25 protein-coding genes and 1 tRNA gene are annotated in these 26,560 nt (G+C 65.2%); 13 read left to right on the top strand and 13 right to left on the bottom strand.

What is annotated here, in order from left to right:
• The first annotated feature begins 35 nt into the window (after positions 1–35).
• Positions 36–233 carry a hypothetical protein gene (locus C8J43_RS09485; RefSeq protein ID WP_133030636.1) on the top strand — a complete coding sequence of 66 codons (198 nt, stop codon included), beginning with the start codon at positions 36–38 and terminating at the stop codon, positions 231–233.
• The gene (locus tag C8J43_RS09480; RefSeq protein WP_133030635.1) at positions 230–1,177 is read left to right on the top strand and encodes an aldo/keto reductase; all 948 of its coding nucleotides are present in this window, start codon (positions 230–232) and stop codon (positions 1,175–1,177) included. The genes C8J43_RS09485 and C8J43_RS09480 overlap by 4 nt, the downstream gene beginning before the upstream one ends.
• Before the next feature lie 149 nt (positions 1,178–1,326).
• Here the strand turns inward: C8J43_RS09480 and C8J43_RS09475 are convergent, their stop codons facing one another.
• The gene (locus C8J43_RS09475) at positions 1,327–2,709 is read right to left on the bottom strand and encodes a short-chain fatty acyl-CoA regulator family protein (RefSeq protein ID WP_107963643.1); all 1,383 of its coding nucleotides are present in this window, start codon (positions 2,707–2,709) and stop codon (positions 1,327–1,329) included.
• Between the two features lie 191 nt (positions 2,710–2,900).
• On the opposite strand from C8J43_RS09475, the gene C8J43_RS21890 reads away from it, so the two are divergent.
• Together C8J43_RS21890 and C8J43_RS09470 are read left to right on the top strand one after the other, a co-directional pair.
• On the top strand, positions 2,901–3,065 hold the full coding sequence (locus C8J43_RS21890) for a hypothetical protein (RefSeq protein ID WP_164913371.1): 165 nt from the start codon (positions 2,901–2,903) through the stop codon (positions 3,063–3,065).
• A 296-nt stretch (positions 3,066–3,361) separates the two neighbouring features.
• The gene (locus C8J43_RS09470; protein WP_133030634.1) at positions 3,362–4,330 is read left to right on the top strand and encodes a cation diffusion facilitator family transporter; all 969 of its coding nucleotides are present in this window, start codon (positions 3,362–3,364) and stop codon (positions 4,328–4,330) included.
• Positions 4,331–4,386: 56 nt separating this feature from the next.
• Here C8J43_RS09470 and C8J43_RS09465 read toward each other — a convergent pair whose 3' ends face one another.
• Positions 4,387–5,043: a DUF4893 domain-containing protein gene (locus C8J43_RS09465; protein ID WP_133030633.1), complete on the bottom strand. Its 657-nt coding sequence runs from the start codon at positions 5,041–5,043 to the stop codon at positions 4,387–4,389.
• 86 nt (positions 5,044–5,129) lie between these two features.
• Positions 5,130–5,915 carry a 3-hydroxybutyrate dehydrogenase gene (locus C8J43_RS09460; RefSeq protein ID WP_133030833.1) on the bottom strand — a complete coding sequence of 262 codons (786 nt, stop codon included), beginning with the start codon at positions 5,913–5,915 and terminating at the stop codon, positions 5,130–5,132.
• Between the two features lie 102 nt (positions 5,916–6,017).
• On the opposite strand from C8J43_RS09460, the gene C8J43_RS09455 reads away from it, so the two are divergent.
• Complete coding sequence (locus C8J43_RS09455; RefSeq protein ID WP_133030632.1) at positions 6,018–6,932, top strand: neutral zinc metallopeptidase; 915 nt, start codon at positions 6,018–6,020, stop codon at positions 6,930–6,932.
• Between the two features lie 128 nt (positions 6,933–7,060).
• On the opposite strand, the gene C8J43_RS09450 is transcribed toward C8J43_RS09455, so the two are convergent.
• The 5 genes from C8J43_RS09450 to C8J43_RS09430 all read right to left on the bottom strand — a co-directional run bounded on the left by C8J43_RS09450 (position 7,061) and on the right by C8J43_RS09430 (position 12,201).
• The gene (locus C8J43_RS09450) at positions 7,061–7,342 is read right to left on the bottom strand and encodes a DUF427 domain-containing protein (protein WP_133030631.1); all 282 of its coding nucleotides are present in this window, start codon (positions 7,340–7,342) and stop codon (positions 7,061–7,063) included.
• Between the two features lie 11 nt (positions 7,343–7,353).
• Positions 7,354–7,710: an ArsC family reductase gene (locus C8J43_RS09445; protein ID WP_133030630.1), complete on the bottom strand. Its 357-nt coding sequence runs from the start codon at positions 7,708–7,710 to the stop codon at positions 7,354–7,356.
• A gap of 29 nt (positions 7,711–7,739) precedes the next feature.
• Complete coding sequence (locus C8J43_RS09440) at positions 7,740–9,245, bottom strand: peptidase S10 (protein ID WP_165899583.1); 1,506 nt, start codon at positions 9,243–9,245, stop codon at positions 7,740–7,742.
• Positions 9,242–11,068 carry a DUF885 domain-containing protein gene (locus C8J43_RS09435; protein WP_243645487.1) on the bottom strand — a complete coding sequence of 609 codons (1,827 nt, stop codon included), beginning with the start codon at positions 11,066–11,068 and terminating at the stop codon, positions 9,242–9,244. The genes C8J43_RS09440 and C8J43_RS09435 overlap by 4 nt, the downstream gene beginning before the upstream one ends.
• A 110-nt stretch (positions 11,069–11,178) precedes the next feature.
• The gene (locus C8J43_RS09430) at positions 11,179–12,201 is read right to left on the bottom strand and encodes an alpha/beta hydrolase (protein ID WP_243645486.1); all 1,023 of its coding nucleotides are present in this window, start codon (positions 12,199–12,201) and stop codon (positions 11,179–11,181) included.
• Positions 12,202–12,275: 74 nt separating this feature from the next.
• Here C8J43_RS09430 and C8J43_RS09425 point away from each other — a divergent pair, with 74 nt between their 5' ends.
• The 4 genes from C8J43_RS09425 to C8J43_RS09410 are packed head-to-tail and all read left to right on the top strand — an operon-like array spanning position 12,276 to position 17,061.
• A complete protein-coding gene (locus C8J43_RS09425; protein ID WP_133030628.1) occupies positions 12,276–14,321 on the top strand; it encodes an NAD(+) synthase in 2,046 nt (681 codons plus the stop codon).
• Between the two features lie 54 nt (positions 14,322–14,375).
• Complete coding sequence (locus tag C8J43_RS09420; protein WP_133030627.1) at positions 14,376–15,236, top strand: CDP-alcohol phosphatidyltransferase family protein; 861 nt, start codon at positions 14,376–14,378, stop codon at positions 15,234–15,236.
• A 15-nt stretch (positions 15,237–15,251) separates the two neighbouring features.
• Positions 15,252–16,343, top strand: a complete 1,092-nt coding sequence (locus tag C8J43_RS09415; RefSeq protein WP_056050788.1) for an inositol-3-phosphate synthase — start codon at positions 15,252–15,254, stop codon at positions 16,341–16,343.
• 1 nt (position 16,344) lies between these two features.
• Positions 16,345–17,061: an NTP transferase domain-containing protein gene (locus C8J43_RS09410; protein ID WP_133030626.1), complete on the top strand. Its 717-nt coding sequence runs from the start codon at positions 16,345–16,347 to the stop codon at positions 17,059–17,061.
• A 182-nt stretch (positions 17,062–17,243) separates the two neighbouring features.
• On the opposite strand, the gene C8J43_RS09405 is transcribed toward C8J43_RS09410, so the two are convergent.
• Complete coding sequence (locus C8J43_RS09405) at positions 17,244–18,443, bottom strand: histidine kinase dimerization/phosphoacceptor domain -containing protein (protein WP_243645485.1); 1,200 nt, start codon at positions 18,441–18,443, stop codon at positions 17,244–17,246.
• Between the two features lie 62 nt (positions 18,444–18,505).
• On the opposite strand from C8J43_RS09405, the gene C8J43_RS09400 reads away from it, so the two are divergent.
• Positions 18,506–19,078: a Uma2 family endonuclease gene (locus C8J43_RS09400; protein WP_133030625.1), complete on the top strand. Its 573-nt coding sequence runs from the start codon at positions 18,506–18,508 to the stop codon at positions 19,076–19,078.
• Here C8J43_RS09400 and C8J43_RS09395 read toward each other — a convergent pair whose 3' ends face one another.
• A complete protein-coding gene (locus C8J43_RS09395) occupies positions 19,079–19,465 on the bottom strand; it encodes a hypothetical protein (RefSeq protein ID WP_243645484.1) in 387 nt (128 codons plus the stop codon).
• Positions 19,466–19,637: 172 nt separating this feature from the next.
• Positions 19,638–21,317 carry an energy-dependent translational throttle protein EttA gene (ettA, locus tag C8J43_RS09390; RefSeq protein WP_056050793.1) on the bottom strand — a complete coding sequence of 560 codons (1,680 nt, stop codon included), beginning with the start codon at positions 21,315–21,317 and terminating at the stop codon, positions 19,638–19,640.
• Positions 21,318–21,438: 121 nt separating this feature from the next.
• On the opposite strand from ettA, the gene C8J43_RS09385 reads away from it, so the two are divergent.
• From C8J43_RS09385 to C8J43_RS09375, 3 genes are all read left to right on the top strand, one after another.
• Positions 21,439–22,842, top strand: coding sequence for a M20/M25/M40 family metallo-hydrolase (locus tag C8J43_RS09385; protein ID WP_133030623.1), 1,404 nt, complete (start codon positions 21,439–21,441; stop codon positions 22,840–22,842).
• A gap of 154 nt (positions 22,843–22,996) precedes the next feature.
• A complete protein-coding gene (locus C8J43_RS09380; RefSeq protein WP_056050797.1) occupies positions 22,997–23,263 on the top strand; it encodes a hypothetical protein in 267 nt (88 codons plus the stop codon).
• Between the two features lie 136 nt (positions 23,264–23,399).
• A tRNA-Ile gene (locus C8J43_RS09375) sits at positions 23,400–23,475 on the top strand.
• Between the two features lie 540 nt (positions 23,476–24,015).
• Here the strand turns inward: C8J43_RS09375 and C8J43_RS09370 are convergent.
• Positions 24,016–25,080 carry a class I SAM-dependent methyltransferase gene (locus C8J43_RS09370; protein ID WP_207893350.1) on the bottom strand — a complete coding sequence of 355 codons (1,065 nt, stop codon included), beginning with the start codon at positions 25,078–25,080 and terminating at the stop codon, positions 24,016–24,018.
• A 427-nt stretch (positions 25,081–25,507) separates the two neighbouring features.
• Positions 25,508–26,500 (bottom strand): AraD1 family protein, encoded by a 993-nt coding sequence (araD1, locus tag C8J43_RS09365; RefSeq protein WP_133030622.1) that lies wholly within the window; start codon positions 26,498–26,500, stop codon positions 25,508–25,510.
• Between the last annotated feature and the right edge of the window lie 60 nt (positions 26,501–26,560).

Genomic DNA, 26,560 nt, shown 5'->3' with positions numbered 1-26,560 from the left:
AAGATGCCAGCGTTCGCTGGCATGACGGGCTAGGTTTGGCGGCGGCCCTTTTCCCCGCTTTGCTCGCGGCCTGCTCGCCTGCGAGCGAACCCGGCGCGGTCACCGCCGACGAAGCACACCAGTTGAACGAAGCCGCCGCGATGCTCGATGCGAACAGCGTCGATCTGAACGCGGTCGCCGCCGCTCCTGAAGATACTGAACTCCCCTCGAATCAAAGCGATCAGACCCGATGACTCTCCGCCGCCTCGGCTCGACCGATCTGAAGATCGCCCCGCTTGTCCTCGGCGGCAACGTGTTCGGCTGGACTGCCGACCGCGCCGCCAGCTTCGCCGTGCTCGATGCGTTCGTCGCGGGCGGCGGCACGATGATCGATACCGCCGACGTTTATTCTGCCTGGGTCGACGGCCACACGGGCGGCGAGTCCGAGAGCATGATCGGCGAATGGCTGAAGGCGAGCGGCAAGCGCGACGACGTCCTGATCGCGACCAAGGTCGGCATGCTCCCCGGCGACGGCGGCGAGAAGCTTGCCCCTGCGCGCATCGCCGCAGCTGCCGAAGCCTCGCTGAAGCGCCTCGGTACCGATCGCATCGACCTGTATTATGCGCACCAGGACGACGATTCACAGACGCAGGAGGCTGTCCTCGAAGCGTTCGGCAAGCTCGTCGATGCGGGGAAAGTCCGCGTGATCGGTGCGTCGAACTTCCACGCCGCGCGCCTGAAGTCCGCGGTCGAGGCTGCCAAGACGTCGGACCTGCCGCGCTATCACGTGCTCCAGCCCGAATATAACCTCGTCAGCCGCACCAAGTTCGAGGGCGAATTGCAGGATTACTGCGTCACCGAGAACATCGGCGTGCTGCCCTATTACGGGCTCGCCTCGGGCTTCCTCACCGGCAAGTACCGGACGAAGGACGATCTGGGCCAGAGCGTTCGCGGCGGTCGGATGGGCGAGTTGCTCGAAGGTACCGGCAAGGCTGTACTCGATGCGATGGACTCGGTCGTCGAAGCTACTGGCGCGACCCACGCGCAGGTAGCGCTGGCGTGGCTGATCGCGCAGCCGGGCGTCACCGCGCCGATTGCGAGCGCCACCAGCGTGAAGCAGGTCGAGGACCTGCTGCCAGCGATGACGCTGGAATTGTCAAAGGACCAGTTGGACGCGCTGATGGTCGCTGGCGCCTGACCCTTAATCCTCCCCCGCCAGGGGGAGGTGGCTGGCACTTGCCAGACGGAGGGGGCGGCATGCGCAAACTTCTGTGCTGTGTCCTCCCCCTCCGTCACCTTCGGCGACACCTCCCCCTGGCGGGGGAGGATCGAGAGGGCGCCCCCCCCTCAGTCCCCCGCAAACGTCAGCGCGGACGTCCGCCGCTCTCGTTCGTTGATCAGCAGCGCACGGCCGGCCGGCGCGACCGAACGCTGCGGGCAATCGTTGCGGAAACAGGCGCGGCAACCGAGCCCGATCGGCATCGCCCTCCCCGCCAGATCGAAGCCGCTCGCCGCCGCTAGCACACCCGCCTGCGCCGCCGCGACGCCGAGACCGATGGCGAACTCGGCGTGCACTGCGCCAAATCGGCTGCCCTGCGGCGTCACGGTGCGCGCCATCGTCAGCCAGCGCGCGCCGTCCTCCAGTTCGACTAGCTGGACCATCAGGCTGCCCGGTCGGTCGAACGCATGATGCAGCCGCCACAACGGACAGCGCCCGTCGGCCTCGACGAGTGCCGCGCCGCTGGCGCCGGGATAGCGCTTCGATGCCTGCCCCGCGCGGTCGATCCGGATCATGAAGAAGGGCAAGCCGCGTGCGCCGACCCGTTGCAACGTCGTCAGCCGGTGCGCCACCTGTTCGAAGCCAGCGCCGAACCGGCGCTGCAGCAGTTCGATGTCATACCCCGTCGTCTCGCATCCACGGAGGAACCGGGCGTAGGGCATCATCAGCGCGGCGGCGAAATAGCCGAGAAGGTGGCGGCGATAGAGCCGTTCCGCGGCACGATCGGTGAACCCGGCGCCTTTCGCCAGCGCATCGATCTCCGCCTTCGCCTCGATCTGGCCGAGCTGGAACGCGACTGCGAACGTGCGCGAGGCGGGGTCGAGCATCTCGCTTAACTGCAACTGGCGCGCGTGCAGGTCGAGGCGGCGGAGCGTGTCCGGCAGCACGTCGGCGGGCAGAACGCGGATCGTCAGGCCGTGCTTGGCGCGCAACCGCTCGGCGATCGCGCCGTAGAGATCGCCTGCGCCGAGCCGCAATTCGTCGGCCAGCGCTTCGGCCGCGGCGTCGAGGTCGGCGAAGTGATTGCGCCAACGCTCGATCTCGCGGCGGACGAGCGTGACCGGATCGTCGCCCGCTTCGACCACTGCGCCGCCGCCGATCCGGTCGAACACGCGGGCGAATGCCGCCGCACCGCCGGGGGCGCTAGCAAGCCATTCCTCGACTTCGTTGCGGTCGATCTCGAGGTCGGCGAACATCGGGTCGGCCAGCCGTCGCCGGATCGCATCCGCACCGCCTCCCGGTTCGCCCGCCGCGAGCGATCGCGGATCGAAGTCGAAGCTCTCGGCGAGCTTGATCAGCAGCGTCGCGGAGATCGGTCGCTGGTTGCGCTCGACGAGGTTGAGATAGCTCGGGCTGATCGCGAGCATGTCGGCCATCGCCGCCTGTGTGAGCCCCGCCCCGCGCCGCAAGCGACGGATCGCATGCCCCGCCAGCAATTTCCGTTCCGCCATCGCAAACCCTCCTGTCACGATGTTTACAGAACGACACGTGTCCCACAAGCTGGGCGGACACCGCGACGTTGCGGCGGCGCGGGACCGTCTTCCAACGTACCGACCTCGAACGCTATTGCCTGTGCATCGCCTCTCTCGGCACACGATCGGTGTAAAGAGAGAGACAAGACGATCATCGAAGGAGGCAAGCCATGCAGACGACTACCGAACAACCCCGCGCCCGCGCCGTCTTCTCGACCAACGATTTCGCGCTGATGAAGGAAGTGCTCGGCGAGATGATCAGTAAGACCTCGATCGACGACGAACGGCTGACGCGGATGAGTGCGCTGTACCACCGCCTCGGCCGGCTCGGCTAAACCGGCTTCACACAGTTTCCTGGGGAGGAAAGGATCCCGCCGATGGCTCGTCCATCGGCGGGTATTCCTGTTTAGAAGGACGGTGCGCTCCCGAAGCCCGTCATCCTGACGAAAGTCAGGATCCAGGGTAACGGGCGCTGGAGCTTGAGGCTCTGGATCCTGACCTTCGTCAGGATGACGGAGTGGGGATGCCGGGTACGTCCGCCTACCAGAGCACTGTCGATCTCACGCTCGACTACGCATCCCGTTGCGAAGGCCGCCCTTTCCAACCCCGCCCCCTCGTGTAGGACGGCGGGATGGCCAAGACACTGACCGCTCGCATCAAGGACGACATCGTCCTCTACGGCGCCCTCGCCGCCAATCTCGGGATCGGCGTGGCGAAATTCGTCGCCGCCGGGATGACCGGATCGTCGTCGATGTTGACCGAGGGCTTCCACTCGGTGGTCGACAGCGGCAACCAGGTCTTGCTGCTCTACGGTCAGAAAAAAGCCAAGCGCCCCGCCGACGAAGCGCACCCGTTCGGCTATGGCCGCGAGCTGTATTTCTGGGCGTTCGTCGTCGCGATCCTGATCTTTGCGATCGGCGCGGGCGTGTCGATCTTCGAGGGCTGGCGGCATATCCGGCAGCCCGAACCGCTTACCAGCCCGACCATCAACTACGTCGTCCTCGCGATCTCGTTCGCGCTCGAGGGCAGTAGCTGGACGATTGCGGTGCGCGAATTCTCCAAGTCGAAGGGCGACATGGGCTGGTGGCAGACGATCCACCGCTCGAAGGACCCGGCCGGCTTCATCGTGCTGTTCGAGGATTCCGCGGCACTGGCGGGACTCGTCATCGCCGGGATCGGTATCTGGGCGAGCCATGCATTCAACGATCCGCGGATCGACGGCGCCGCCTCGATCGCGATCGGGGTGATCCTCGCGCTGGTCGCGGTACTGCTCGCGCGCGAATCGAAGGGCTTGCTGATCGGCGAGCGTGCCGACCCGGCGGTGATCGCGACGATCCGCAAGATCGTGTCCGCGCATCCGGCGATCGTCTCGGTCAACCACGTTCGCACGATCCACACCGCGCCCGAGAGCATCTTCGCGGCGATCAGCGCCGACTTCGACGATTCGGTGACGATGGGCGACGGCGAGACGCTGATCGAGGCGATCGAAACCGAATTACGTGCGGCGGTGCCGACGCTCTCCTCGATCTATATCCGGCCGGAAAAGCGCGAGAACGCGACACTCGCGCCGGTATCGACCGCTACCCCAAACTCTGCCTGAACTGCGACGCGTCGCTAGCGGACGTCAGACCGAACCACGGGGCCGGCGGCCCCGCGCTAGCTGGCGGGCACCAGTTCGACGACGTCGAGCACCGATTCAAACCGGGGATAGGGCAGCACCACGCGCCAGCGCTCCGTGCCGATCCGTTCGATCAGCCCAGCCATGTCGCGGTTGGCGTCGCGACCATAGCGCATCGGGCGCTTTTCATCGCCAAGTTCCATAGTCCCGAGAAAGACGGCGCGAAAATCGGTGTCGGCGAAGACCGTGCCGACCGGGCGCTGCGATCCGTCGAGCTTGACGAGGCTGACCACGCTCTCGCCATCGTCGTCGGAGTCGTCGCCATCATCATCGCTGGCGCCGAACCGGCAGGCGAACCAGCCTGACCGCGTAAAGGTCGGACCAATCCCCGCGCGCGCGCCGAGCTTGTAGGTCCGGCACCGATACGCGCCCGAGGGTGGCAACGGGTCGACCAACGAACGATCGGGATCGAACAGGACGGGATCGCCCGTCACTTCGCGGGGATCGACCTGCGCGAGCGCGTTGACCCATGCTTCGCGCCAGCTCCGCAGCCGCGCGCGGTCCGCGGTGGTGGCGACCCGGCGCCAGTCGAGGCTCGGGCGGGACGGAGAGGCCCCCGCCGTTCCCACGCCGATACCGGTCGACCCGCAGACCGCGATCATCACGCACGAGGCAGTTCCGAACCAAGTCCGCATCGTCTGGTGTCCCCATGGCTTAACCGAGGCTACCCGCGCATCCCCTTGAACGGCAATGGTTTTTCGAACGCCCCCGCGACTAACGTTCACGCCGCGGTCCAGCCGCCATCCATCGACAGGTTCGCGCCGGTGATCGCCTTCGCCTCGTCGCGACACAGGAACAGTGCGAATGCCGCGACCTGTTCGGGCGTGACGAACTCCTTGGTCGGTTGCGCCGCCAACAGCACGTCGTTCATCACCTGATCGCGCGTCAGCCCGCGTGCCGCCATCGTGTCGGGGATCTGGTTCTCGACCAGCGGCGTCCAGACATAGCCCGGCGAGATGCAGTTGACGGTGATGCCATCGGTCGCGGTCTCCAGCGCGATCGTCTTGGTGAGCCCGGCGATCGCGTGCTTGGCCATGACGTAGGCCGACTTGTTCGGGCTCGCGACCAGGGAATGCGCGGACGCGGTCGAGATGATCCGCCCCCAGCCCTTCGCGCGCATCAACGGGACCGCGGCGCGCATCATGTGCCACGCCGAGGACAGGTTGATCGCGATGATTGCGTCGAACTTGTCGACCGGGAAGTCGGCAATCCCCGCGACATGCTGGATACCGGCGTTGTTGACGACGATATCGACGCTGCCCGTTTCCGCCGCAGCACGCGCGACCATCGCTGCGATCTCGTCGGGTCTGGTCATGTCCGCCGCATCGTACAGCGCCGGGGCACCGCTGGTCTGCGCCAACGCCGCGCGCTCGCGCTCGATCGCATCCGCATCGCCGAAGCCGTTGAGAACGATCGCGGCGCCCTCGGCTGCAAACGCCTTGGCGTAGGCGAGCCCGATACCCGAGGTCGATCCGGTGATGACCGCGGTCTTGCCCTTCAGGAACATACGCACTCCTCGCTTCTCGCATTCGGCCGATACGATGGCCGTGCAACCCTAGCGCCACCTTGCGCATTTCGGTCCCAAGCAGAAACGAAAAGGGGCATATTCATGCGGCTCGACGATTACGATCCGAACATCAACGTCGAGGACCAGCGCGGCTCGGGCGGCGGCGGTGGCGGTTTTGGCGGCGGTGGCGGCGGCCTGCTGATGGGGCTGTTGCCGATGATCGGCAGCCGTTTCGGCTGCGGCGGGATCGTCGTCGTGCTGATCCTGATGGCGGTGTTCGGCGGCATGGGCGGGCTTGGCGGCCTGCTCGGCGGCGGGCAGTCGTCGGCGCCGACCACCCAGAGCGGACCACGCGCGGGGACCAGCACGGCGTCAAGCTGCAACCTGACCCCCGAGAGCAAGGCGGCATGCAACGCGTTCAGTTCGGCCGACAACACCTGGGAGGCGATCTTCCAGAAGAACGGCCAGAAATTCGAAGCGCCCAAGCTCGTCTTCTATTCGGGTAACGGTCGCTCGGGTTGCGGCGCGGCGCAGTCGGCGATGGGGCCGTTCTATTGCCCGACCGACCAAGGCATCTATCTGGACACGAGCTTCTTTTCCGAACTCGCCAACCGCTTCCACGCGCAGGGCGACTTCGCGCAGGATTACGTGATCGCGCATGAGTTCGGTCACCACATCCAGAAGCTGCTCGGCACCAACGCGCAGGTCCAGCAGGCGCAGCGTCAGGCGAGCGAGACCGAAGGCAATGCGCTGTCGGTGCGGCTCGAGCTTCAGGCGGACTGCTATGCAGGGGTATGGGCAGCGGCGAACAAGTCGCGGCTCGAAGCGGGCGATATCCAGGAGGGCATGACCGCGGCGCAGGCGATCGGCGACGATACGCTGCAGAAGGAGACGCAGGGTCGCGTGGTACCCGACAGCTTCACGCACGGCACGTCGGCACAGCGCCAGTCGTGGCTGAAGCGCGGGCTCGATAGCGGCGATCCGCAGCAGTGCGATACGTTCTCGGGCGCGATCTGACGCCGGATCGGTCCGACCCACTCCCGTTCCCCCGCGAAAGCGGGGGTCCAGGAGCCGCCAACGCCGTCCTGCTTGACCCTGGACTCCCGCCTTCGCGGGAGAACAAAGCGCGGGGCGGCAGCTGCGAATCAGCCGACCGTCACGCCCTTCCAGAACGCATACCGGTCCTTGATTTCCGCCGCCGCCGACTTCGGTTCGGGATAATACCAGACCGCATCGACGTTGCGTTTCCCGTCGATGACAAGCGTCTTGTAGCTCGCCACGCCCTTCCACGGGCAGTTCGAGTGCGTCGTGCTGTCCTCCAGCAAGGCCGGATCGACGCTGTCCGCGGGGAAGTAATGATTGCCCTCGACGACGACGGTATCGTCCGATCGTGCGATCTCGTGGCCGTTCCATGTAGCGACAGGCATTCTCGTCTCCTTCAAGCGCGCCCCAGCCCCGCCCCCTCATACGCCTCGGGCTTGAACCCGACCAGCAGCGTCTCGCCGGTATCCAACACGGGTCGCTTGATCATCGACGGTTGCGCCAGCATCAGCCCAGTGGCCTTCGCCGCATCAAGACCCGTCCGGTCGGCTTCGGAAAGCTTCCGAAACGTCGTCCCCGCACGGTTGAGCAACACTTCCCAACCGACCCGGTCGATCCAGTCGTGCAGATGCGCAGCGTCGATTCCCGCCGTCTTATAGTCGTGAAACGCGTAGGGAACTTGGTGCTCGTCGAGCCAGGTCCGCGCCTTCTTGATCGTGTCGCAGTTCTTGATCCCGAACATCGTGATCGTCAAAATCGTATCCTCCGTGATCGCGACCGATTCTACTCGGCCTTGCCCGCGTAGATCGCGCGCGCGTCGCGCTTGAATGCGGCGCCGCTGTCCTCGCGGCTGTAGAACATGTGCCCGCCCGGATAGACGTTGAGCTTCACGCGCTCGGTCGCGCCGAAGCTCGGCATCTGGTCGACGATCAGCCGCGAGGCGAAGAACGGGCAGGACAGGTCGTCCCAGCCATGCACGATCATCACCGCCATCTTGGGATCGTTGGCGATCGCTTTCCGCAAATCGGTGACCGGCGTGTCGTCGGGCTTGCCGCGATCCCACGCCGAATTCACCGCGTAGGACAGCGCGTGGTAGCGCGCGTCGGTCTTCCAGCCGACGACGCGGGTGACGAAGTCGACCATCGCGCTGGTCGTCGGCGCGATCAGCGCGTCGAGGATCGGGTCGTTCGACTGGCGCTGCGCGGACCACGGAAACGGATCGAACGCGGTGACGTTCGAATCGTACACGCTGCCGATCGTCCCGTCGGCGCGGTGAATCTCTCGGAGGAACGTCGCGGAATCGACACGGCCGCCCATCTTCTGCACCAGCGCCGGATCGAGCCCCGTCAGCCGGCTGACGTTGGTGACGAGCCGCGAGACCGCCTGCGGATCGGTCCGTCCGCGCAGCAGATCGGTCGCGAAGGCCCCTCGCGTGTACGCTTCGACGTCGACCATCGCCGCGGGGGTGAGTTGATGCTGTTGCTCGAGATGCGCCGCCGCCATCGACGGCAGGTCGATCATCCACGGCAGCGGCGACAACGCCGTCGCGCCGTCGCCCGAGGCGGGATCGAGATACGGCGAGACCATGACGATCCCGTTGACCCCGACGCCGATCTGCGACTGGAGTTCGTAGGCGATGCGCGGCGCGCGGTAGCCGCCATAGCTTTCGCCCATCACGTATTTCGGCGAGCGCAAACGGCCGGCTTTTACCAGCCAGTCGTAGACGACCTTCGACAGGTATTTGATGTCGGGATCGTTGGCGTAGAACGCCTTCTTGGTCTTCTCCTCGTCGACCAGGCTGCGGCTGAACCCCGTGCCGACCGGATCGATGAAGACGAGATCGGTGAAGTCGAGCCAGCTGTTCGGGTTGTCGGTCGTGACCGGCGCGTCGGACGGGGCATTGCCCTGTGCGCCGAACTGGACGCGCTTGGGTCCGACCGCGCCGAGGTTGAGATAGACCGACGATGCACCGGGGCCGCCGTTGAACGCGAACGTCACCGGGCGGTTGGCGGCTCCACCGGTCGCGACATAGGACGTGTAGACGACCTGACCGATCTTCTTACCCTTGTCGTCGCGCACCGAGATCGTGCCGATCGTCGCGTCGTACGCAATCGACCGGCCGCCGATCGAAGCGGACTGGCGCACCGTCTTGTCGGCGGGGAGCGCCGGGAACTTGACCTCGTCGTCGACCTTCTTCTCGACGGTCGAGGTCTCCTTCTTGTCCTGCGCCGCAATCGGCGCGGCGAGCAGGCTGGTTGCGGCCAGCGCGATGGCGAGGCGCGCGATCACTTCGCCGCCCCGCCGCCAGCAGCGATCCAGGCGTCGATCTTGCGTTCGAGCACCGGCATCGGCAGCGATCCGGTATCGAGCACCTGCGCGTGGAAATCGCGCGGATCGAACTTCACGCCGAGCGCAGCCTGCGCCTTCGCCTTGGTCCGCGCGATCGTCAGCTGGCCGATCTTGTAGGCTAGCGCCTGGCCCGGAATAGCGATGTAGCGCTCGACCTCGGCAGTCGCATCGGTCCGCGCCATCGGTGAGTTGGCGAGCATGTACGCGATCGCCTGGTCACGCGTCCAACCCTTGGCATGGATGCCGCTGTCGACCACCAGCCGCATCGCGCGCAGCATCTCGTCGTTCAGCCCGCCCATCCGCTGGTACGGATCGGTCTCCATGCCAAGCTCCTTCCACAGGCTCTCGGCGTACAGCGCCCAGCCCTCGACATACGCGGTGTTGCCGCCGAACCGCATGAAGGCGGGGAGAGCGGTGTTCTCCTGCGCGAGACTGATCTGGAAATGATGCCCCGGCACGCCCTCGTGGAGGAACAGCGTCTCCATCTCCCACATGTAGCGCGAGGGCAGGTCGTAGCTGTTGTAGTAGAACACGCCCGGCCGCGATCCGTCGGGCGTACCGCCTTCGTACGAGCCACCCGCCGCGGTCTTCTCCTTGAACGCGGGCACCGGCCGGATTTCGAGCGCGGTCTTCGGCGTCAGCGAGAATTGCTCGGGAATCCGCTGATAGATGCGCTTCTCGATCGCCTGATAGCCGTCGCGAAGCTGCGCGACCGAACTCGGCTGGAACTGCTTGTCGGTGCGCAGGAAGGTGAAGAACGCGGGCAGATCGCCCTTGAACCCGACCGCCTGCTTCTGCGCCTCCATCCCCTTCAGGATCCGCGTGACCTCGGACAGCCCGAGCTGGTGGACCTGCTCGGCGGTCATCGGCAACGTGGTGCGCTGCTGGATCAGATAGGCATAATAGGCATCGCCACCGGGCAGCGCGGATAGCCCGACCGTATCGCGCGCGACCGGCAGATACGTCTTGGCGAGGAAGTCGCGCATCCGCTGGTGCGCGGGCGTGATGACGTCGCGGATCTGCTTCGCATAGGCTGCCTTCAACCGCGTCTGGTCGGCGGCAGAGATCGTCGCGGGGAACGTCTTTACCGGGCCGTAGAAGGTCGAGCCCTCGACGCCTTCCGCGATCAGATTGTCGAACTCCTGGATCATGTTGGTGACGACCAGCTTGGGCTGGACGATCTTGTCCTTCATGCCCTGGCGGAACAGTCCGATCGCACGGTCGAGCACCACCGCATATTGTGCGTTGCGCTTCAGGTTGTTGTCATAGTCCGCAAGCGTCTTGAACGGCGCCGCGCCCTTGCCCGACGCGAAGTCCGGATAGAAGGTCTGGAAGCCGCCGAAATGGTCGATCGGCAGGTCGCGCTGGACCTTGAGGATGGCGGGCGCGTAGCCGGCGAGATCGGTCTCGTTACGCGTCTTGAACACGTCGTAGGCGATCTGGTCGGTCGGCGTCAGCTTGGTCCGGTCGATCGCCTTCAACGAGGCGAGATCATGCTCGATCGCCGCGCGTTCGGCGGCGAGATACGCGTCGGTCAGATAGTCGCCGAGCCGGTCGGCGTAGCGCAGGTCGCCGCGGAAAATCGCCTCGATCGGGTTGCGCTTCAGGCTCGCCTCGTCGCTGTCGTAGAACAGCCGCTTGAGCCGCGCATCGTCCGCGCTCTCGCCGGCTTGCGCGGTGGGCGGGGGCAACGCCTGCGCCGTCGCAGCGGCAACGGTGAGCGTGGTGGACAACAGCGCGGCAATCACCAATTTGACGGTCAACAGGCGTTCCTTCGAATACGACGACACGGGGGTAGATTGCGACCGATGTCCCCGCAAGCGCCTGCGAGCGGCCGGGGCCGTCGAGATCGGAATCTCCAGTATCGCGCCCGTCACAGCATGCCGAGATCCTGCAACCATTGCCATACCTGCCCCGGCCATTCGCGGGTGACCGGGTCCGTCGTCGGCCGCATGCCGAAAGCGTGGCGTCCCTTCGCATAGAGGCGCAGATCGACCGGTACGCCGGCCTCGTTCAACGCGAGCGCATACGCCATCGCATGCCGGACATTGTCGGTCGGATCGTTCATCGCATGGATCAGCAGCGTCGGTGGCGCCTTCGCGCTGATCGTCACCCACGGCGCCAACCCGAGATCGGTCTTGGCGTTGCTCCGATCCCAGAGTCGCCCGGTATAGGCCAGCACGGCGAAGTCGGGGCGCGACGGCTCGCGGTCGGCTGCATCGACCGTCGGATAGGTCCGTCGCTCGGCATTGCTCAGCGAGGCCGCCACGTACGCGCCTGCGGAAAACCCCATGACGCCGATCTTGTGCGGATCGATGCCGTAGCCGGCCGCCCCATAGCGCAGCAGCCCGATCGCGCGCTGGGCATCCTGCAAGGCCAGCAGAATTTCGGGCCGTCGACCGAAGCCCGTCTTCTTGTCGACGATCCATTCCTGGGGTGCGCGATATTTCAGGATCACGCAGGTCATGCCCTGCCGGACGACCCAGTCGCAGATTTCGGTGCCTTCGAGATCGATCGCCACCGCTGAAAACCCGCCGCCCGGCGGGACCAGGATCGTCGCTCCGCCAGTCTTCCGTTTCGGTCGATAGACCGACATGGTCGGTCGCGAGACGTAGCTTGCCCAATGCCACGCCCGCCCCCCGACGAGCGGCGAGCCGTTGCCGGTTTCCTCAGGGTGATCGCCAGTGTCGGGCTTCAGGATCGCAAGATCCTTCGGCCACAGCGGCACCTGCGTACCGCCCAGTCCCGGTTGCCACACCCCTACCCTCGCGACCTTCGGGATCTCTGTCGGCGGATCGGCGGTCGGTTTGGTCTGGGCTGACGCGATCGCGACCGCGCCGATCGTTAGCAGCGATGCCGAGACCGATGCGGAGACCAGGGCTACGATATTGTTCACACCTGCAACTCCTTTTGCGCGCCGACGACGCAAGCCGGTGGCGTGACGCGGGCTTGGCGTTTATCGGTACGGGTATGACGCATCCGTTCTTCGCGATCCATCGCCACGGCCTGATCCGGGTTGCCGCCGCCACGCCGCGCGCGTCGGTGGGGGATACCGCCGCCAACGCAGACGCGACGATCGCGTTGGCGAAGGAGGCCGACGCGCGGGGCGTCGACCTCGTGGTGTTCCCCGAACTGAACCTCACGTCCTATGCGATCGACGACCTGCATCTCCAGACCGCGCAGCAACGCGCGACGCTGGCGGCGATCGCGACCGTGGTGGCGGCCAGCACCGAGATGCGGCCGGTGCTGCTGGTCGGCGCGGCGCTGGTGCGGAACGGGCGGCTGTATAACTGCGCGCTGGCGATCGCGCGCGGGCGCGTGCTCGGCGTGGTCCCGAAGACGTTCCTGCCGAATTACCGCGAGTTCTACGAAAAGCGCTGGTTCGCGAGTGGCGCCGGGATGACCGGACTGACGATCGACCTCAATGGCGAAGAGGTGCCGTTCGGGACCGACCTGATCTTCGCCGCGCGCGACCTGCCCGGCTTCGTCTTCCATACCGAGATCTGCGAGGATTACTGGGCCCCTACCCCGCCCTCGACCGCGGGCGCGCTGGCCGGGGCACTGATATGCTGCAACCTGTCCGCCTCCAACATCGTCATCGGCAAGGCACGCGATCGGGCAATGCTGGCGGCGGCGCAATCGGCCCGCGCGGTCTGTGCGTATGTCTACTCCGCCGCGGGACCAGGCGAGAGCACCACCGAAGTCGCCTGGGATGGTCAGGGCTTGATCCACGAACTCGGCGAACAGCTGGCGGAGTCGGCGCGGTTCTCGACGGAGCCCGAACTGGTCGTTGCCGACGTCGACTGCGAACGGATCACGCAGGAGCGCCTGCGGACCGGCACCTTCAACGATGCGGCCGTGTTCGCCGGTAACCCGGAAACGCGCTTCCGGCGGATCGCGTTCGATCACGCGCCGGTGCTCGCCGACAGCGGCCTCGAACGCGCGATCCGCCGGTTCCCGTTCGTCCCGAACGATCCGGCACGTCGAGACGACGATTGCTACGAGGCGTTCAACATCCAGGTGGAGGCGCTGTCGAAGCGCCTCGTCTCCGCGCATGCCGAGACGATCGTGATCGGCGTATCGGGCGGCCTCGACTCGACGCACGCGCTGATCGTTGCGGCCAAGGCGATGGATCGGCTTGGACGCCCGCGGACTAACATTCTTGGATTCACCATGCCCGGCTTCGCGACCGGCGAAGGCACCAAGGCAAACGCGTGGGCGCTGATGCGCGCGCTCGGCATCACCGCGGAAGAGATCGACATCCGCCCCGCCGCCACGCGAATGTTGCAGGACATCGGCCACCCGTTCAGCGAAGGCGAGCCCGTCTACGACATCACCTTCGAGAACGTGCAGGCTGGCCTGCGGACAGACTATCTCTTCCGCCTCGCCAACCAGCGCCGCGGGATCGTGCTCGGCACCGGCGATCTCAGCGAGATGGCGCTCGGCTGGTGCACCTACGGCGTCGGCGACCAGATGAGCCATTACGCGGTGAACAGCGGCGTGCCGAAGACGCTGATCCAGTTCCTGATCCGCTGGTGTATCCGCACCGACCAGTATGACGCGGCGACCGATGCGATCCTGTCGACGATCCTCGCGCAGGAGATTTCACCGGAGCTCGTTCCGGCGGGGGCGGACGGTGCGTTGCAGAGCACCGAGTCGATGATCGGGCCCTATGCGCTGAACGATTTCTTCGCGCATTACGTGATCCGCTACGGACTCGCGCCGTCGAAGATCGCGTTTCTCGCCTGGCACGCGTGGCGCGATGCGAGCGTCGGCGCGTGGCCGGAGGACCTGCCGGCGGACGCTCACGTCGCCTACGACCTGCCGACGATCCGGCATTGGCTGGAGAAATTCCTGGCCCGGTTCTTCACGACGAGCCAGTTCAAACGATCGGCGATGCCCAACGGACCGAAGGTCTCGGCGGGCGGCGCATTGTCGCCGCGCGGCGATTGGCGCGCGCCCTCGGACGGGATCGCAACCACTTGGATCGAAGAATTGCGGTCAAGCGTTCCGTAAGGTTCGTTGCACTACCTTGCATAAATCGCCCGCGCGGCGCATTATGAAAATCCTATGACAGTGGCTCCACCGGATGGATCGCGCGATCGCCGGATCGAGATCCCATCTAACCTTTGGCTGATTCATCCGGCGGGCCGCGCGCTGCTTCCGGTCGCGCTTGCGCGTGGTATTTCGGCGAATGCGGTGTCGGTGGCGGGGCTTTGCCTCGGCGGCGCTGCGGCTTTTGCCTATGCACAGTGGCATAGCTGGGCGCTCGCGCTGGTCGGTTTGGTGCTGTCGATCGGCTGGCTGATCGCCGACGGACTCGACGGCATGGTCGCGCGCGCGACCAAGACCGCGAGCCCGCTCGGGCGGATGCTCGACGGGCTGTGCGATCACGGCGTCTTCGCGCTGATCTACACCGCGCTGGCACTGACGATTAACACCCCCGAGGGCTGGGTCCTGGCGTTCGCCGCGGGCGGTGCGCATGCGGTGCAGTCGAACATGTACGAAGGCGAGCGGTCGCGCTTCCATCGTCGCATCAAGGGCGTCGCGCTCGAAGCCCCTCCCGTGCCGACCGGTAACGCGCTTGTCCGCTTCTATGACGGGGTCGCCGGCAGCATCGACCGGATCGCCATGCCCTTCGAACGCACGCTCGGCCAGTCGAGCGATCCGGTCGCGCTTGGCACGCTCTACGGTGCCCGTGCCGTCGCGCCGTTGCGCTTCATGGCCTTGCTTACCGCGAATGTCCGGGTATGGGCGATCTTCGTCGCCTGCTTCGCGGGCAACCCACGCATCTTCTGGTGGTTCGAGATCGTCCCTTTGACGCTCGTCGCCATCGTCGGGCTCGTCTGGCACCGTCGTGTCGAACGCGCCTTCGTTCGTCGTACTTCCGCAACGCGACCAAAGACCGCGTCGCGCATGCATCTTTCGTAAGGAACAGGGTCAGTAATGAATAGCATTCGGATCGCCGTGGTCGGCATCGGCAACTGCGCGAGCTCGCTCGTCCAGGGCCTCGAGCATTATCGCGAGGGGGCAAACGACCAGGTTGGCCTGATGCATTTCGACATGGGCGGCTACAAGCCGAGCGACATCAAGGTCGTTGCGGCCTGGGACGTCGATCGCCGCAAGGTCGGCAAGGACGTCGCCGAGGCGATCTTCGCCAAGCCGAATTGCACCGCGGTGTTCGCACCGAACGTCGGCAATACCGGCACGATCGTGAAGATGGGGAAGAAGCTGGACGGCGTCGCCGACCACATGGCCGACTTCAAGGACGACCGCACGTTCCTCGTCTCCGACGCAGCCGAGCCGACGCGTGAAGAGGTCATCGCCGAGCTGAAGGCATCGGGCGCCGACGTGCTGATGAACTATTTGCCGGTCGGTTCGCAGGAAGCCACCGAATTCTACGCCGAATGCGCGATCGAAGCCGGCGTTGCGTTCGTCAACAACATCCCCGTCTTCATCGCCTCGAACCCGGTCTGGGCGAAGAAGTTCGAGGACGCCGGCGTCGCGATCATCGGCGACGACATAAAGGCGCAGCTCGGCGCGACGATCGTCCACCGCGTGCTGACCGACCTGTTCGCCAAGCGCGGCGTGAAGCTGGATCGTACGTACCAGCTCAACACCGGCGGCAACACCGACTTCCTCAACATGTCGAACCATCGCCGTCTCGAGTCGAAGAAGATCTCGAAGACCGAAGCCGTCCAGTCGGTCGCGGCCGAGCGGATGGACGACGACAACGTCCATATCGGTCCGTCGGATTACGTGCCCTGGCAGAACGACAACAAGGTCTGCTTCCTGCGCATGGAAGGCCAGCTGTTCGGCGGCGTGCCGATGAACATCGAGCTGCGTCTCTCGGTCGAGGACAGCCCCAACTCGGCGGGTGTCGCGATCGACATGATCCGCTGCGCCAAGATCGCCAAGGATCGCGGCATCGCCGGCGTGATCGACCCAGCCTCGGCCTATTTCTGCAAGCACCCGCGCACGCAGATGACCGACGATCTCGCGCAGATCGAAGTCGAGCGGTTCATCAAGGCCGCCTGACATGATCGAGACGGCTGTCATCCTCGCCGCCGGGGAAGGCAGCCGCCTTCGTTCGTCCGCCCCGTACAAGCCGCTCTGCTCGGTTGCGGGGCGGCCGTTGATTGCTCACGCGCTCGAAGGACTGGCCGAGGCTGGCTTTGCGCGGGCGATCGTGACGGTGAGCTACGGGCGTGAGGCGATCGAAGCGTATCTCGCGAGCCGTCGCTGGCCGCTGGCCGTCGAGACGGTTCTGGCGGATCACCGCGAACCCAACGGCGTCTCGGTATTGGCAGCGCGCGATGCGCTGGCCGGTAGCGAAGCAATCCTCGCGATGTGCGACCACCTCGTCAGTCCCGAACTTTATGCGCGCATGGCGAAGGCCGGCGCTGGCGGCGGGCTCCGGCTCGGCATCGACCGGCGCCTCGGGCATGACTGGGTCGACCCCGACGACGTCACCTGCGTCGCGACCGAAGGCGACCGCATCGTCGCGATCGGCAAGGGCCTCGAACCACACGACTGCTACGACACCGGCGTGTTCGCGATCGGCCCTGCGCTGTCGGACGCGCTCTCCACCTTGGCAAGCCCGTCTTTGACGGAGGGCGTCCGCCTGCTGGCCGCACAGGGCCTCGCCCGGATCGTGGATTGCAGCGACATCGACTGGATCGACGTCGACGACGCCCCCGCGCTGGCCAAGGCCGAAGCTTGGATGGCGACCAAGGCGGATGCCGTAGCGGCTTAAGCCGCCGTTCTCCTGCGCAAGCAGGAGCCCAGGGTTGCGATCGTCACGCTTCATTACCCTGGACTCCTGCGTTCGCAGGAGAACGATAAAACCCGTCATCCTGACGAAAGTCAGGATCCAGAGTTACGAGTGGTGCCCTTTGAGCTCTGGATCCCGACTTTCGTAAGGATGACGGGATGTCGTCAGGACGCCGAGGCTTCCTCGACCCGAGGGTCGGGCAAGTCCAGTGTCGCGCACGTCCCGACCGCAGCGTTCTCGATCGTCACCGCCCCACGCAACTGCCGCGCGAGACTGCCGATCATCCGCATCCCGAGACTCTTGCGCGACGCCGTCTTCAGGTCGAAGTCCGCCGGCAACCCATCGCCCTCGTCCGACACGGTCAGCACGATCCGCCCCTCGGCGCTCCGCACCGTGACCAGGATCACGCCGCCGTCGTCGCCATAGGCATATTTGATCGCGTTGGTGACCAGTTCGGTGACGAGCAACCCCATTGGGATCGCCACGTCCGCACTGATCAGGATCGCCTCGATATCGCACTCGATCTGGTGGTTGGGCGACTGCTCGCCCAGCCCGGTCGCGATCCCGCAAACCAGATCGTTGAGCGCGACGATCCCCACCTGATCGCCTCGCCACAACTGGTCGTGCGTCTGCGCGATCGCGGTGATCCTCGCCTGCGCGTCACCCAGCAGCCGCCGGATTCGCGGATCGTCGTCCTCCTGCATCTGGAGATTGAGCATCGCCGAGACCAAAGCGAGGCTGTTCTTGACCCGGTGGCTAGCCTCCCGCGTGAGAAGCTCCTGATGCTCCATCGCCTCGCTCAGCCGCTGCTCCGCCTGCTGCCGCTCGATCGCGACGCCGATGAGGTTGGCGAAGCCCTGCATGAACGCAAAGTCCGCCGGCTCGAACTGCCCTTCATCGGGGCTGTCGACCTCGAGCACGCCGAAGCGCTTGCCCGACGTCTCCACCAGCACGTTGATCGCGCGCCGGATATTGTGCCGTGCCATGAACTCGGGCGTCCGGAACCGCTGCTCGTTCTCGAGGTGGTTCGAAATCACCGGCAGACCCGTCTCCAGCGCAAACCCCGCGGGCGAGCCGAGATCGGTGCGCATCTCGGTAGACCCGACCACGCCCGGCTCCCAACCGATGCCGGCACGCACCAGCAGCGTATCCTGCTCGGGGCGATATTCGAGAAACTTGCAGTATTTCGAGCGCATCCCCTCGCCGCACAACTCGGTCGCACGCTGCAACATCGGCTGCAGATCCCGCGCGCGCAGAGCCTCGATCCCGAAATCGGCCAGGATCGATTGCTGACGCAGGCGATACTCAAGCTCGCCCGCACCCGGAGGACTATCCCCGCCGGGAGAAGGTTCGACGATAGGCAATGTATACTCCGCTCTGTTTCACGCGTCTTGGGGACGCTTGCCGATCATGCTAGGCTCGCGCGATGACCGAGATGGTGCCTCTTACCACCGTGCCGCTCCCCGTAAAGCTTCGGGTCGAGGACTATCTGATGCTCGACGCCGCCGGCGCGTTCGAGGCGTATGGCAAGACCGAGTTGCTGGACGGGGAAATCGTCTACATGAATTCGCAGCACCGGCCGCACGCGCGGATCAAGTCGCGGCTGTACCTCCTTGTTGCAGCAGCGTTGCGCGACCTCGGTGGAAGTCTGGAGGCGCTGGTCGAGGGGTCGGTTTCGATGCCGCCGTACAACGTGCCGGAACCGGATATCGCCGTGACCGCAGAGCCGGAGGGCGAAGGCCTGATCCCGCTCGCATCGCTAGCAATAGTGATCGAGGTTGCCGACACGACACTGCGCAACGACCTTGGCCGAAAGCGCAAGATCTATGCGCGCGAAGGCATCGCCGAATATTGGGTCGTCAACGTCCGTGCCCGCGTGATCCATGAGATGTGGGCGCCGGTCGGCGATCGCTTCACCCAATCGCGCGACGCGCCCTTCGATGCGGGCATAGAGTCGACGACCATCCCGAACCTGACAGTCGACACCGCGACGCTTTAATCAGCTCATCGCTTGGTGGACGAATAGCTGTGCGCTTGATCGATCGAGCAACGCCAACGTGCCGCCCTTAAAGTCAGGATGATACGCAACCTCGGACCGAGCCCATTCGGGTGGCTGCACGGCCGCTAGCGACGCAGCGTCCGGCTGCTCTATCTCGGCTAGCTCAAGCCCGGCGAGCGCCCCTTCGAACAAATCGATCCCGAACTCGCCCGAAGCGCTCGAAACCGCATGCCGCTGCTTGCGGAGCCAGTGCCCAGGCAGCGCCGCAAACAGCGCGTCTTCCTCCGGCGTCAGATACGTCGTCACCAGCGGCCGCGTGAGCGGATCGGGGACATCGTATTTCTTCGACAGCTTGAGCACCACGCGCCCGCCGACACTGTCGGTCATCCGCCGCAGCCGGCACCGCGTATCCGTGATGTAGAGATCCTCGATCAGGATCGACCGGCAACCGTACAGCGATGGCCGCTTCAGAGGATCGACGAGGAACCGCCGCTCACGCTCGACATGCGAGTATTTGTGAGCCGCCAGTTCCTCGTCGAGACCTCTCAGCCCGCCATGATCAGCGAGTCAGCTTCTTGTAGGACAGCGCGGTCGGACGATCCGCCGCATCGCCCAGACGGCGGCGCTTGTCCTCTTCGTAGGATTCGAAATTGCCTTCGAACCATTCGACATGGCTGTTGCCCTCGAACGCCAGGATGTGCGTGGCGAGACGATCCAGGAAGAAGCGGTCGTGGCTGATCACCACCGCGCACCCGGCGAAGTTCTCGATCGCTTCCTCGAGCGCGCCCAGGGTCTCGACATCGAGATCGTTGGTCGGTTCGTCGAGTAGCAGCACGTTGCCGCCGCGCTTCAACATCTTGGCGATGTTGACGCGGTTGCGCTCGCCGCCCGACAGCTTGCCGACGTTCTTCTGCTGGTCCTGGCCCTTGAAGTTGAACGCGCCGACATAGGCGCGCGTCGACTGGTCGAACCCGTTGACCTTCATCGAGTCGAGGCCGTCGGAAATCTCCTCCCAGACGTTCTTCTTGTCGTCGAGATGATCGCGGCTCTGGTCGACATAGCCGAGCCGCACGGTCGAACCCTTGTCGATCGTGCCGCTGTCCGGCGTCTCCTGCCCAGTGATCAGCTTGAACAGCGTCGACTTGCCGGCGCCGTTGGGACCGATGACGCCAACGATACCTCCCGCGGGCAGCGTGAACGAGAGGTTCTCGAACAGCAGCTTGTCGCCGTAAGCCTTGGAAACGTTCTCGAGCTCGATGACCTTGCCGCCGAGACGCTCGGGCACCTGGATGACGATCTGCGCCTTGCCCGGCGAGCGGTTCTCCTGTGCGGAGACGAGGCGTTCGAAGTTGGCGATACGCGCCTTGGACTTGGTCTGGCGCGCCTTGGCACCCTGACGAATCCATTCGAGCTCGTTCTTGATCGCGGTCTGACGACCGGACTCCTCACGATCCTCCTGCTCAAGGCGCTTGGCCTTCTTCTCGAGATACGTCGAGTAATTGCCCTCATACGGGAAATACTTGCCGCGATCGAGTTCGAGCACCCAGCCAACGACGTTGTCGAGGAAATAGCGGTCATGGGTGATCATCAGCACCGCGCCCGCGTAATCCTTCAGATGATTCTCCAGCCACTGGACGCTCTCCGCATCGAGATGGTTGGTGGGCTCGTCAAGCAGAAGGATACCCGGCTTCTGGATCAGCAGGCGGGTCAGCGCGACGCGGCGCTTCTCACCACCCGACAGCTTGTCGACCGGCCAGTCGCCCGGCGGGCAGCGAAGCGCTTCCATCGCGACCTCGAGCTGGTTGTCGAGCGTCCAGCCGTCGACCGCGTCGATCTTTTCCTGGAGCGTGCCCATCTCTTCGAGCAGCGCGTCGAAGTCGGTGTCGTCCTGGGGATCGCCCATCTCGGCCGAAATCGCGTTGAAACGGTCGACCATGTCCGCAACGCCGCGCGCGCCGTCCTTGACGTTCTCCAGCACGGTCTTCGAGGCGTCGAGCTGCGGCTCCTGCTCCAGATAGCCGACCGTGACGTTCTCGCCCGGCCATGCCTCGCCGGTATAATCCTTGTCGATGCCGGCCATGATCTTGATCAGCGTCGACTTGCCCGCACCGTTGGGGCCGACGATGCCGATCTTGGCGCCATGATAGAATTGCAGGTTGATGTTCGACAGCACCGGCTTGGGCGCGCCGGGGAAGGTCTTCGTCATGTCCTTCATGACATAGGCATATTGGCCGGCCACGGGGGTCTCCGTTCGGGTGTTCGTGAGGGCGGGATTGATCTGCGCATGTAAGGGCAGGCGCGAAGGTTGGCAACGCGCGCGCTCGGACCTAACGGTGGGTCGACACCAAGGGGAATAGCCGATGACGCGTATCGCACCATTTCTGGCGGCCTGTGCCGTCATCACCGCCGTTCCCGTCGTGGCGCAGCGCGCCGCTGCGCCTGCGACCGCGGTCGACGCGAAGGTCGCCGCGCTGCGCGACCAGGCGCTGACCGACGACACCGCGTACAAGATCGTCGAGGGGATCACGACCGAGGTTGGCCCGCGGATGACCGGCACCGAGGCGGAAGCGCGTGCGCGCGTCTGGTCGGTCGCCAAGCTGAAGGCGCTCGGGTTCAAGAACGTGCGGATCGAGACCTACCAGCTGCCAATCTGGCAGCGTGGCGCCGAAAGTGCCGAGATCGTCTCGCCCTACCCGCAGAAGCTGCGGCTGGTCGGGCTCGGCAATTCGGGCGCGACGCCGCCCGCCGGGCTGACGCTGCCGGTGACGTATTTCGCGAGCTACAACGATCTTGCGCTGGCGCCAGAGGGTAGCCTGAAGGGCCGGATCGCCTTCGTCTCGAATTCGATGCAGCCGACTCAGGACGGGTCGAGCTACGGCAGCCAGGGCACCGCGCGGTTCATCGGTCCCAATGTCGCGGCCAAGAAGGGCGCGGCGGCGATCGTGATCCGCTCGATCGGCACCGACCAGGGCCGCGGGCCGCATGCCGGCACGACCAATTTCGAACCCGGCGTCACCCCGATCCCGGCGGCGGCGCTGTCGGTCTCCGACGCGGCGAACCTCGAACGGATGATCAAGCTCGGCAAGCCGGTGACGATGCGGCTGATCCTCGACGATCACCAGGTCGGCATGCGCGAGTCGGGCAACGTCGTCGCCGAAGTTCCCGGCACCGATTCCAAGGCAGGGATCGTCCTCGTCGGGGGCCATCTCGACAGCTGGGATCTCGGCACCGGTGCGATCGACGACGGCGCGGGCATCGCGATCACCGCGGCGGCCGCCAAGATCGTGATGGACGGCGGCGAGCGCCCACGTCGGACGATCCGCGTCGTCTGGTTCGGCGACGAGGAGAGCGGCGGCTTCGGCGGGCTCGCCTACGCCAAGGCACATGCGGGCGAGCGCCATGCGACCGCCGCCGAATCGGATTTCGGCGCCGATCGCGTCTGGCGGTTCGAAAGCAGCCTGCCGCCCGCCGCCAAGCCCATCGAGGATCGCCTGGCCGTCGCACTCGCCCCGCTCGGGATCATCCGCGGGGCCGATGCTCCGCATGGCGGCACCGATGTCGGCCCGACGATCGCGACCGGGGTGGCCGGGATCGACCTCAACCAGTCGGGTCAGCGCTATTTCGATTACCACCACACGCCCGAAGATACGCTGGAGCGGATCGACCCCGAACAGCTTCGCCAGAACGTCGCGGCGTGGACCGCGATGATCGCGACGGTGGCCAATGCGCCCGAGGAAATCGGCCCGATCGTGCCCGGAAAGTGATCAGTCGCTGCAACCGAAACGTCATCGTTCTGCCGCAAACCTTGCGGAGAGATGAATTTAGCGGATTGACCCCCCGCCGGGGTCCGCTATTTGACGTGACTTCGCGACGGCAATCGGGTCGGCCGCGAGTGAAACTATGCTTGGGAGCATTCGAATGAAGAAGATCGTTCTGATCGCTGCTGCCGCCGGCCTGATGTCCGTCGCAGCCTGCAGCAAGTCGCCAGAAGCCGCCGCCGTTGAGAACAACGCGGACATGCTGGCTGACAACATGGAAATGCAGGCTGACAACATGGACGCCATGGCGGACAACACCTCGAACGGCGTCGCAACCGACGTTCTCGAGAACGCAGCCGACAACATGAACGCTGCGGCCGACAACGTGCGTGACGCTGCCGACGCAAAGACCGACAACATGAACTAAGACCCTGTCGGGCGTTCGCGCTCGATAGAGTTTTGGTGTCGGAAAGGGCGTTCCTTCGGGAGCGCCCTTTTTCTTTGTGTCTGTTGCTTTGCGCTCTTTTGCGGGCTGGACGCTTGCGCTAACGCAGGCACCGGTGGGGCCTGTAGCTCAACGGTTAGAGCTGGCCGCTCATAACGGCTAGGTTGCGGGTTCGATTCCTGCCGGGCCCACCAACTCCAATCCCGCGCTGCACACGCTATGATATAGGCGCTCGTGTCGCCTCCTTGCGGCTGCTGTCTTTGTCTCACGCCGGAACCAGCAAGCTTGCCATAGATGGGGTAACCTTTGGGGGTATTCTCATCAACAGCGGCGGCAATACCCCCACGTAAGGGGTACGGTAATGGTTAGGGCACGGTAATGCGGCGATGCTCACCCGAACCGGCGGCGAAAAATCTGCGTTTACCAAAGCGGCTGACCGGGGCAGGCAAACGGAATTCCCGCACGTCCTGATCGGCGCAGTTTCGTCAGCGCTTCCCGCTGGGGCTAATTGGATCGATGATGTAGTCGGCGGGCTTACCAATTTTCCTGCGGATGCCGTGCACCTCCAGCCGAAACGTACAGTTAGACGTCCCTCGTCGCGCCCCGATCCTCTGGGCGGCGGCAAGAGCGCTCTTGCCGCCGCCCTACGCACCCATGACGAGCATGCGTAATGAGTTCGCGGATACGACGACACGGTCGGCGAGAATAATCGTCCATGCTCACGACGGCGCTAGTCACACGTGCTTCTTGGTACCGATCGCTACCCAGTACGGCACGCCGTCACGGAACCGTACATCTTCCAGGCCGGCGGCCTCCATCATCGCCTGGATCTGGGCCTTGGAGAATCGCTGCTCCAGTCGCGTTCCGAAGCGATCGAGCGCGTCGGTCCGCATGGTATAGAAGCTGTATTTTCGATAGGAACTCAGCGGAATCGCATCGACGTTCCCGCCCAGACGGTCGACGACGGTCGCGACTTTTGCGGCAGGCCAATACACGGTGGCGGCGATCATCGAGGTGATGGCTTTGCGCGGACCGATCGGAAGCTTCGATATGCCGCGCCGGACCGTATCCGACGCTTTCCAGGTCGCGCGGAACCATGCGGGTCGCTGATCGAACGCGTAGTATAAATAGGTGAGGAAAGGCGCTCCGGGCTTCAGCTTGGTAACCGCGTCCCTCAGGGCCTGTGCCGTATCGGGAATATGGTGAAGCACGCCCAGCGAGTACCCGAAATCCTGGCTCCCGTCGGCGAGCGGTATGGCTGCAGCATCCGCGAGATGGAACTGGAAGTTCGTGCTGTCTTTCAGGCGGCGCCGGGCGACGTCGAGCGCGGCGGCGGCGGGGTCGATGCAGTGCAGCTTACCGACTTTGGGCACGACTCCGGCCGCCCATCGGCCCGAGCCGCACCCGAGATCGAAGCCCTCGGCCTTCGCAGGCAGACGCGAAAAGTCGAGCAGCGAGAAATAGCCATCGAAATGGTGCTGCCATTCCTCGTGCGACATGGCCGTCTGATCGAACGCCGCCCACTCCTCGCCGAATCCCTCGACAGTCGCCTTGTCAATGTTCTGCATGCCCAGCCTCTCTCGTCCTTGGCACGATGGCCTGCCTGTCCTGTGTTCGGCTGCAACCGGGTCTTTTCGATCGCCGCAAAATGTGTTCGAAGCCCGATCCTGACGGAAGGTTCGCACCTGCAGACGACGCGTTCCGCCGACAGCCGAAATCATCACCGATCGCACGATGAAACGCGCCGGATTGTCTCCTGCCGGACGAACCGGCAAAGCATGCCGAACCGTCGCCTCCAATTTTTATGCCAAGTAGTTCTTCGTTTTTAACTGGTCGGCGCAATATTCGCCCAAACCTGATAACGCAAGCCATAACAAGCACATACATGTTGTGCTGTGCCGTTATTACCGGTGATACGAATTTCCAGCCGTCGCTATCGGTCGGGCGAGAGCATGCCTGCGCCGAGCGCGAGGCAATAGGATTCCACGGCCTCGCAATATGCGAAAATACCGGCAATGGTGTATGGCCCACTCGTGTGGCGCAACCGTCTCGAACGCGTCAGGACGCTACGTGCGCGGCGCGTGACGGCCATCCGACGCACTCGTTGTCCCATGACTGTCGATCCGCCAGACAAGACCGATCCACGGGCCACGCAAAGCCACATGCGCGACTGACGCTACGATGCGCGGTCAGCCGGGCACCGTAGCGTGGGTAGTGGGACGCAGCTTAGAGAGTGACGACCGACAGCGACCGTGCGGCGGCCTTGGTCAGCGTGTTGCGCAGCGGCAGCGTGAACGGTGCCGCCTCGATCTCGAAGACGTCGCCCTCGCGCGTCGTCACGCCGTCCGCGAACGACAGCGTCGCGGTGCCGAAGAAATGGACGTGGACGTCGCCGGGACGGCGGAACAGGTCGTATTTGAAATGATGCGCCTCAAGGTTGGCGATCGTGTGCGACATGTTCGCCTCGCCCGACAGGAACGGCTTTTCCCACAGCAGCGCGCCGTCGCGGTGGATGCGGCTCGCGCCCTCGATATGCTCGGGCGGCGTGCCGACCAGCAGTTCGGGCCCGAGCGACGCCTGCCGCAGCTTCGAATGCGCGAGCCACAGATAATTGTGCCGCTCGGTCACATGGTCGCTGAACTCGTTGGCGAGGCACAGCCCGAGCCGGAACGGCGTACCGTCGGGACCGATCAGGTAGATCCCGGCAAGCTCGGGCTCCTCACCGCCATCCTCGGCGAAGTCGGGCATCGTCAGCGCGGCCCCCGGCGCGACCAACCCCGAGCCGTCGCCCTTGTAGAACCATTCGGGCTGCTGGCCACGCTGGCCGGGTGCAGGCTTGCCGCCCTCGACGCCTTCCAGGAACATTCGCATCGAATCGGTCTGCTTGACCGCGTCCGCCGCCGCGCGGTGCATCTTGTCGCGCCCCTCGGCCGAGCCGAGATGCGTCAGGCCGGTGCCGGTCATGATCAGATGCGCCGGATCGACATGGTCGATTGGCGACATGATCCGTCCAGCCGCCAGTTCGGCCACGATGTCGATGGTCGCACCGGTACCGCACGATGCCACGGCCGCCGCGAGGTCGCTGCCGTCGGCGATCGCCTTGGTGGCCAGCGCGCGGACGCTGTCGACGCCCTTCACGATAGCCGCCCCGTCGGCGGTCGCGGCGATTACCGAGCGCGTCCCATCGACGCCGACATGCTGCAGCAAACGTAACGTCATCATTCTCTCCTAACGGACCCGGCGGTTACGGATTGCACCGACCCAGGGCGCGATTTCGTC

The sequence above is a fragment of the Sphingomonas sp. PP-CE-1G-424 genome (genome assembly GCF_004341085.1).
Classification (GTDB): domain Bacteria; phylum Pseudomonadota; class Alphaproteobacteria; order Sphingomonadales; family Sphingomonadaceae; genus Sphingomonas.
This window is presented reverse-complemented; position numbering and strand designations above follow the sequence as displayed.

What these genes read in the sequence shown, in the direction of transcription:
- C8J43_RS21890 (WP_164913371.1), top strand. Translation starts at nt 2,901, where the DNA reads ATGCAGACGACTACCGAACAACCCCGCGCCCGCGCCGTCTTCTCGACC.
- C8J43_RS09415 (WP_056050788.1), top strand. Translation starts at nt 15,252, where the DNA reads ATGAATAGCATTCGGATCGCCGTGGTCGGCATCGGCAACTGCGCGAGC.
- C8J43_RS09400 (WP_133030625.1), top strand. Translation starts at nt 18,506, where the DNA reads ATGACCGAGATGGTGCCTCTTACCACCGTGCCGCTCCCCGTAAAGCTT.
- C8J43_RS09385 (WP_133030623.1), top strand. Translation starts at nt 21,439, where the DNA reads ATGACGCGTATCGCACCATTTCTGGCGGCCTGTGCCGTCATCACCGCC.
- C8J43_RS09475 (WP_107963643.1), bottom strand. Translation starts at nt 2,709, where the DNA reads ATGGCGGAACGGAAATTGCTGGCGGGGCATGCGATCCGTCGCTTGCGG.
- C8J43_RS09460 (WP_133030833.1), bottom strand. Translation starts at nt 5,915, where the DNA reads ATGTTCCTGAAGGGCAAGACCGCGGTCATCACCGGATCGACCTCGGGT.
- C8J43_RS09470 (WP_133030634.1), top strand. Translation starts at nt 3,362, where the DNA reads ATGGCCAAGACACTGACCGCTCGCATCAAGGACGACATCGTCCTCTAC.
- C8J43_RS09420 (WP_133030627.1), top strand. Translation starts at nt 14,376, where the DNA reads ATGACAGTGGCTCCACCGGATGGATCGCGCGATCGCCGGATCGAGATC.
- C8J43_RS09480 (WP_133030635.1), top strand. Translation starts at nt 230, where the DNA reads ATGACTCTCCGCCGCCTCGGCTCGACCGATCTGAAGATCGCCCCGCTT.
- C8J43_RS09455 (WP_133030632.1), top strand. Translation starts at nt 6,018, where the DNA reads ATGCGGCTCGACGATTACGATCCGAACATCAACGTCGAGGACCAGCGC.
- C8J43_RS09395 (WP_243645484.1), bottom strand. Translation starts at nt 19,465, where the DNA reads ATGACCGACAGTGTCGGCGGGCGCGTGGTGCTCAAGCTGTCGAAGAAA.
- C8J43_RS09450 (WP_133030631.1), bottom strand. Translation starts at nt 7,342, where the DNA reads ATGCCTGTCGCTACATGGAACGGCCACGAGATCGCACGATCGGACGAT.
- araD1 (WP_133030622.1), bottom strand. Translation starts at nt 26,500, where the DNA reads ATGACGTTACGTTTGCTGCAGCATGTCGGCGTCGATGGGACGCGCTCG.
- C8J43_RS09425 (WP_133030628.1), top strand. Translation starts at nt 12,276, where the DNA reads ATGACGCATCCGTTCTTCGCGATCCATCGCCACGGCCTGATCCGGGTT.
- C8J43_RS09410 (WP_133030626.1), top strand. Translation starts at nt 16,345, where the DNA reads ATGATCGAGACGGCTGTCATCCTCGCCGCCGGGGAAGGCAGCCGCCTT.
- C8J43_RS09465 (WP_133030633.1), bottom strand. Translation starts at nt 5,043, where the DNA reads ATGCGGACTTGGTTCGGAACTGCCTCGTGCGTGATGATCGCGGTCTGC.
- C8J43_RS09380 (WP_056050797.1), top strand. Translation starts at nt 22,997, where the DNA reads ATGAAGAAGATCGTTCTGATCGCTGCTGCCGCCGGCCTGATGTCCGTC.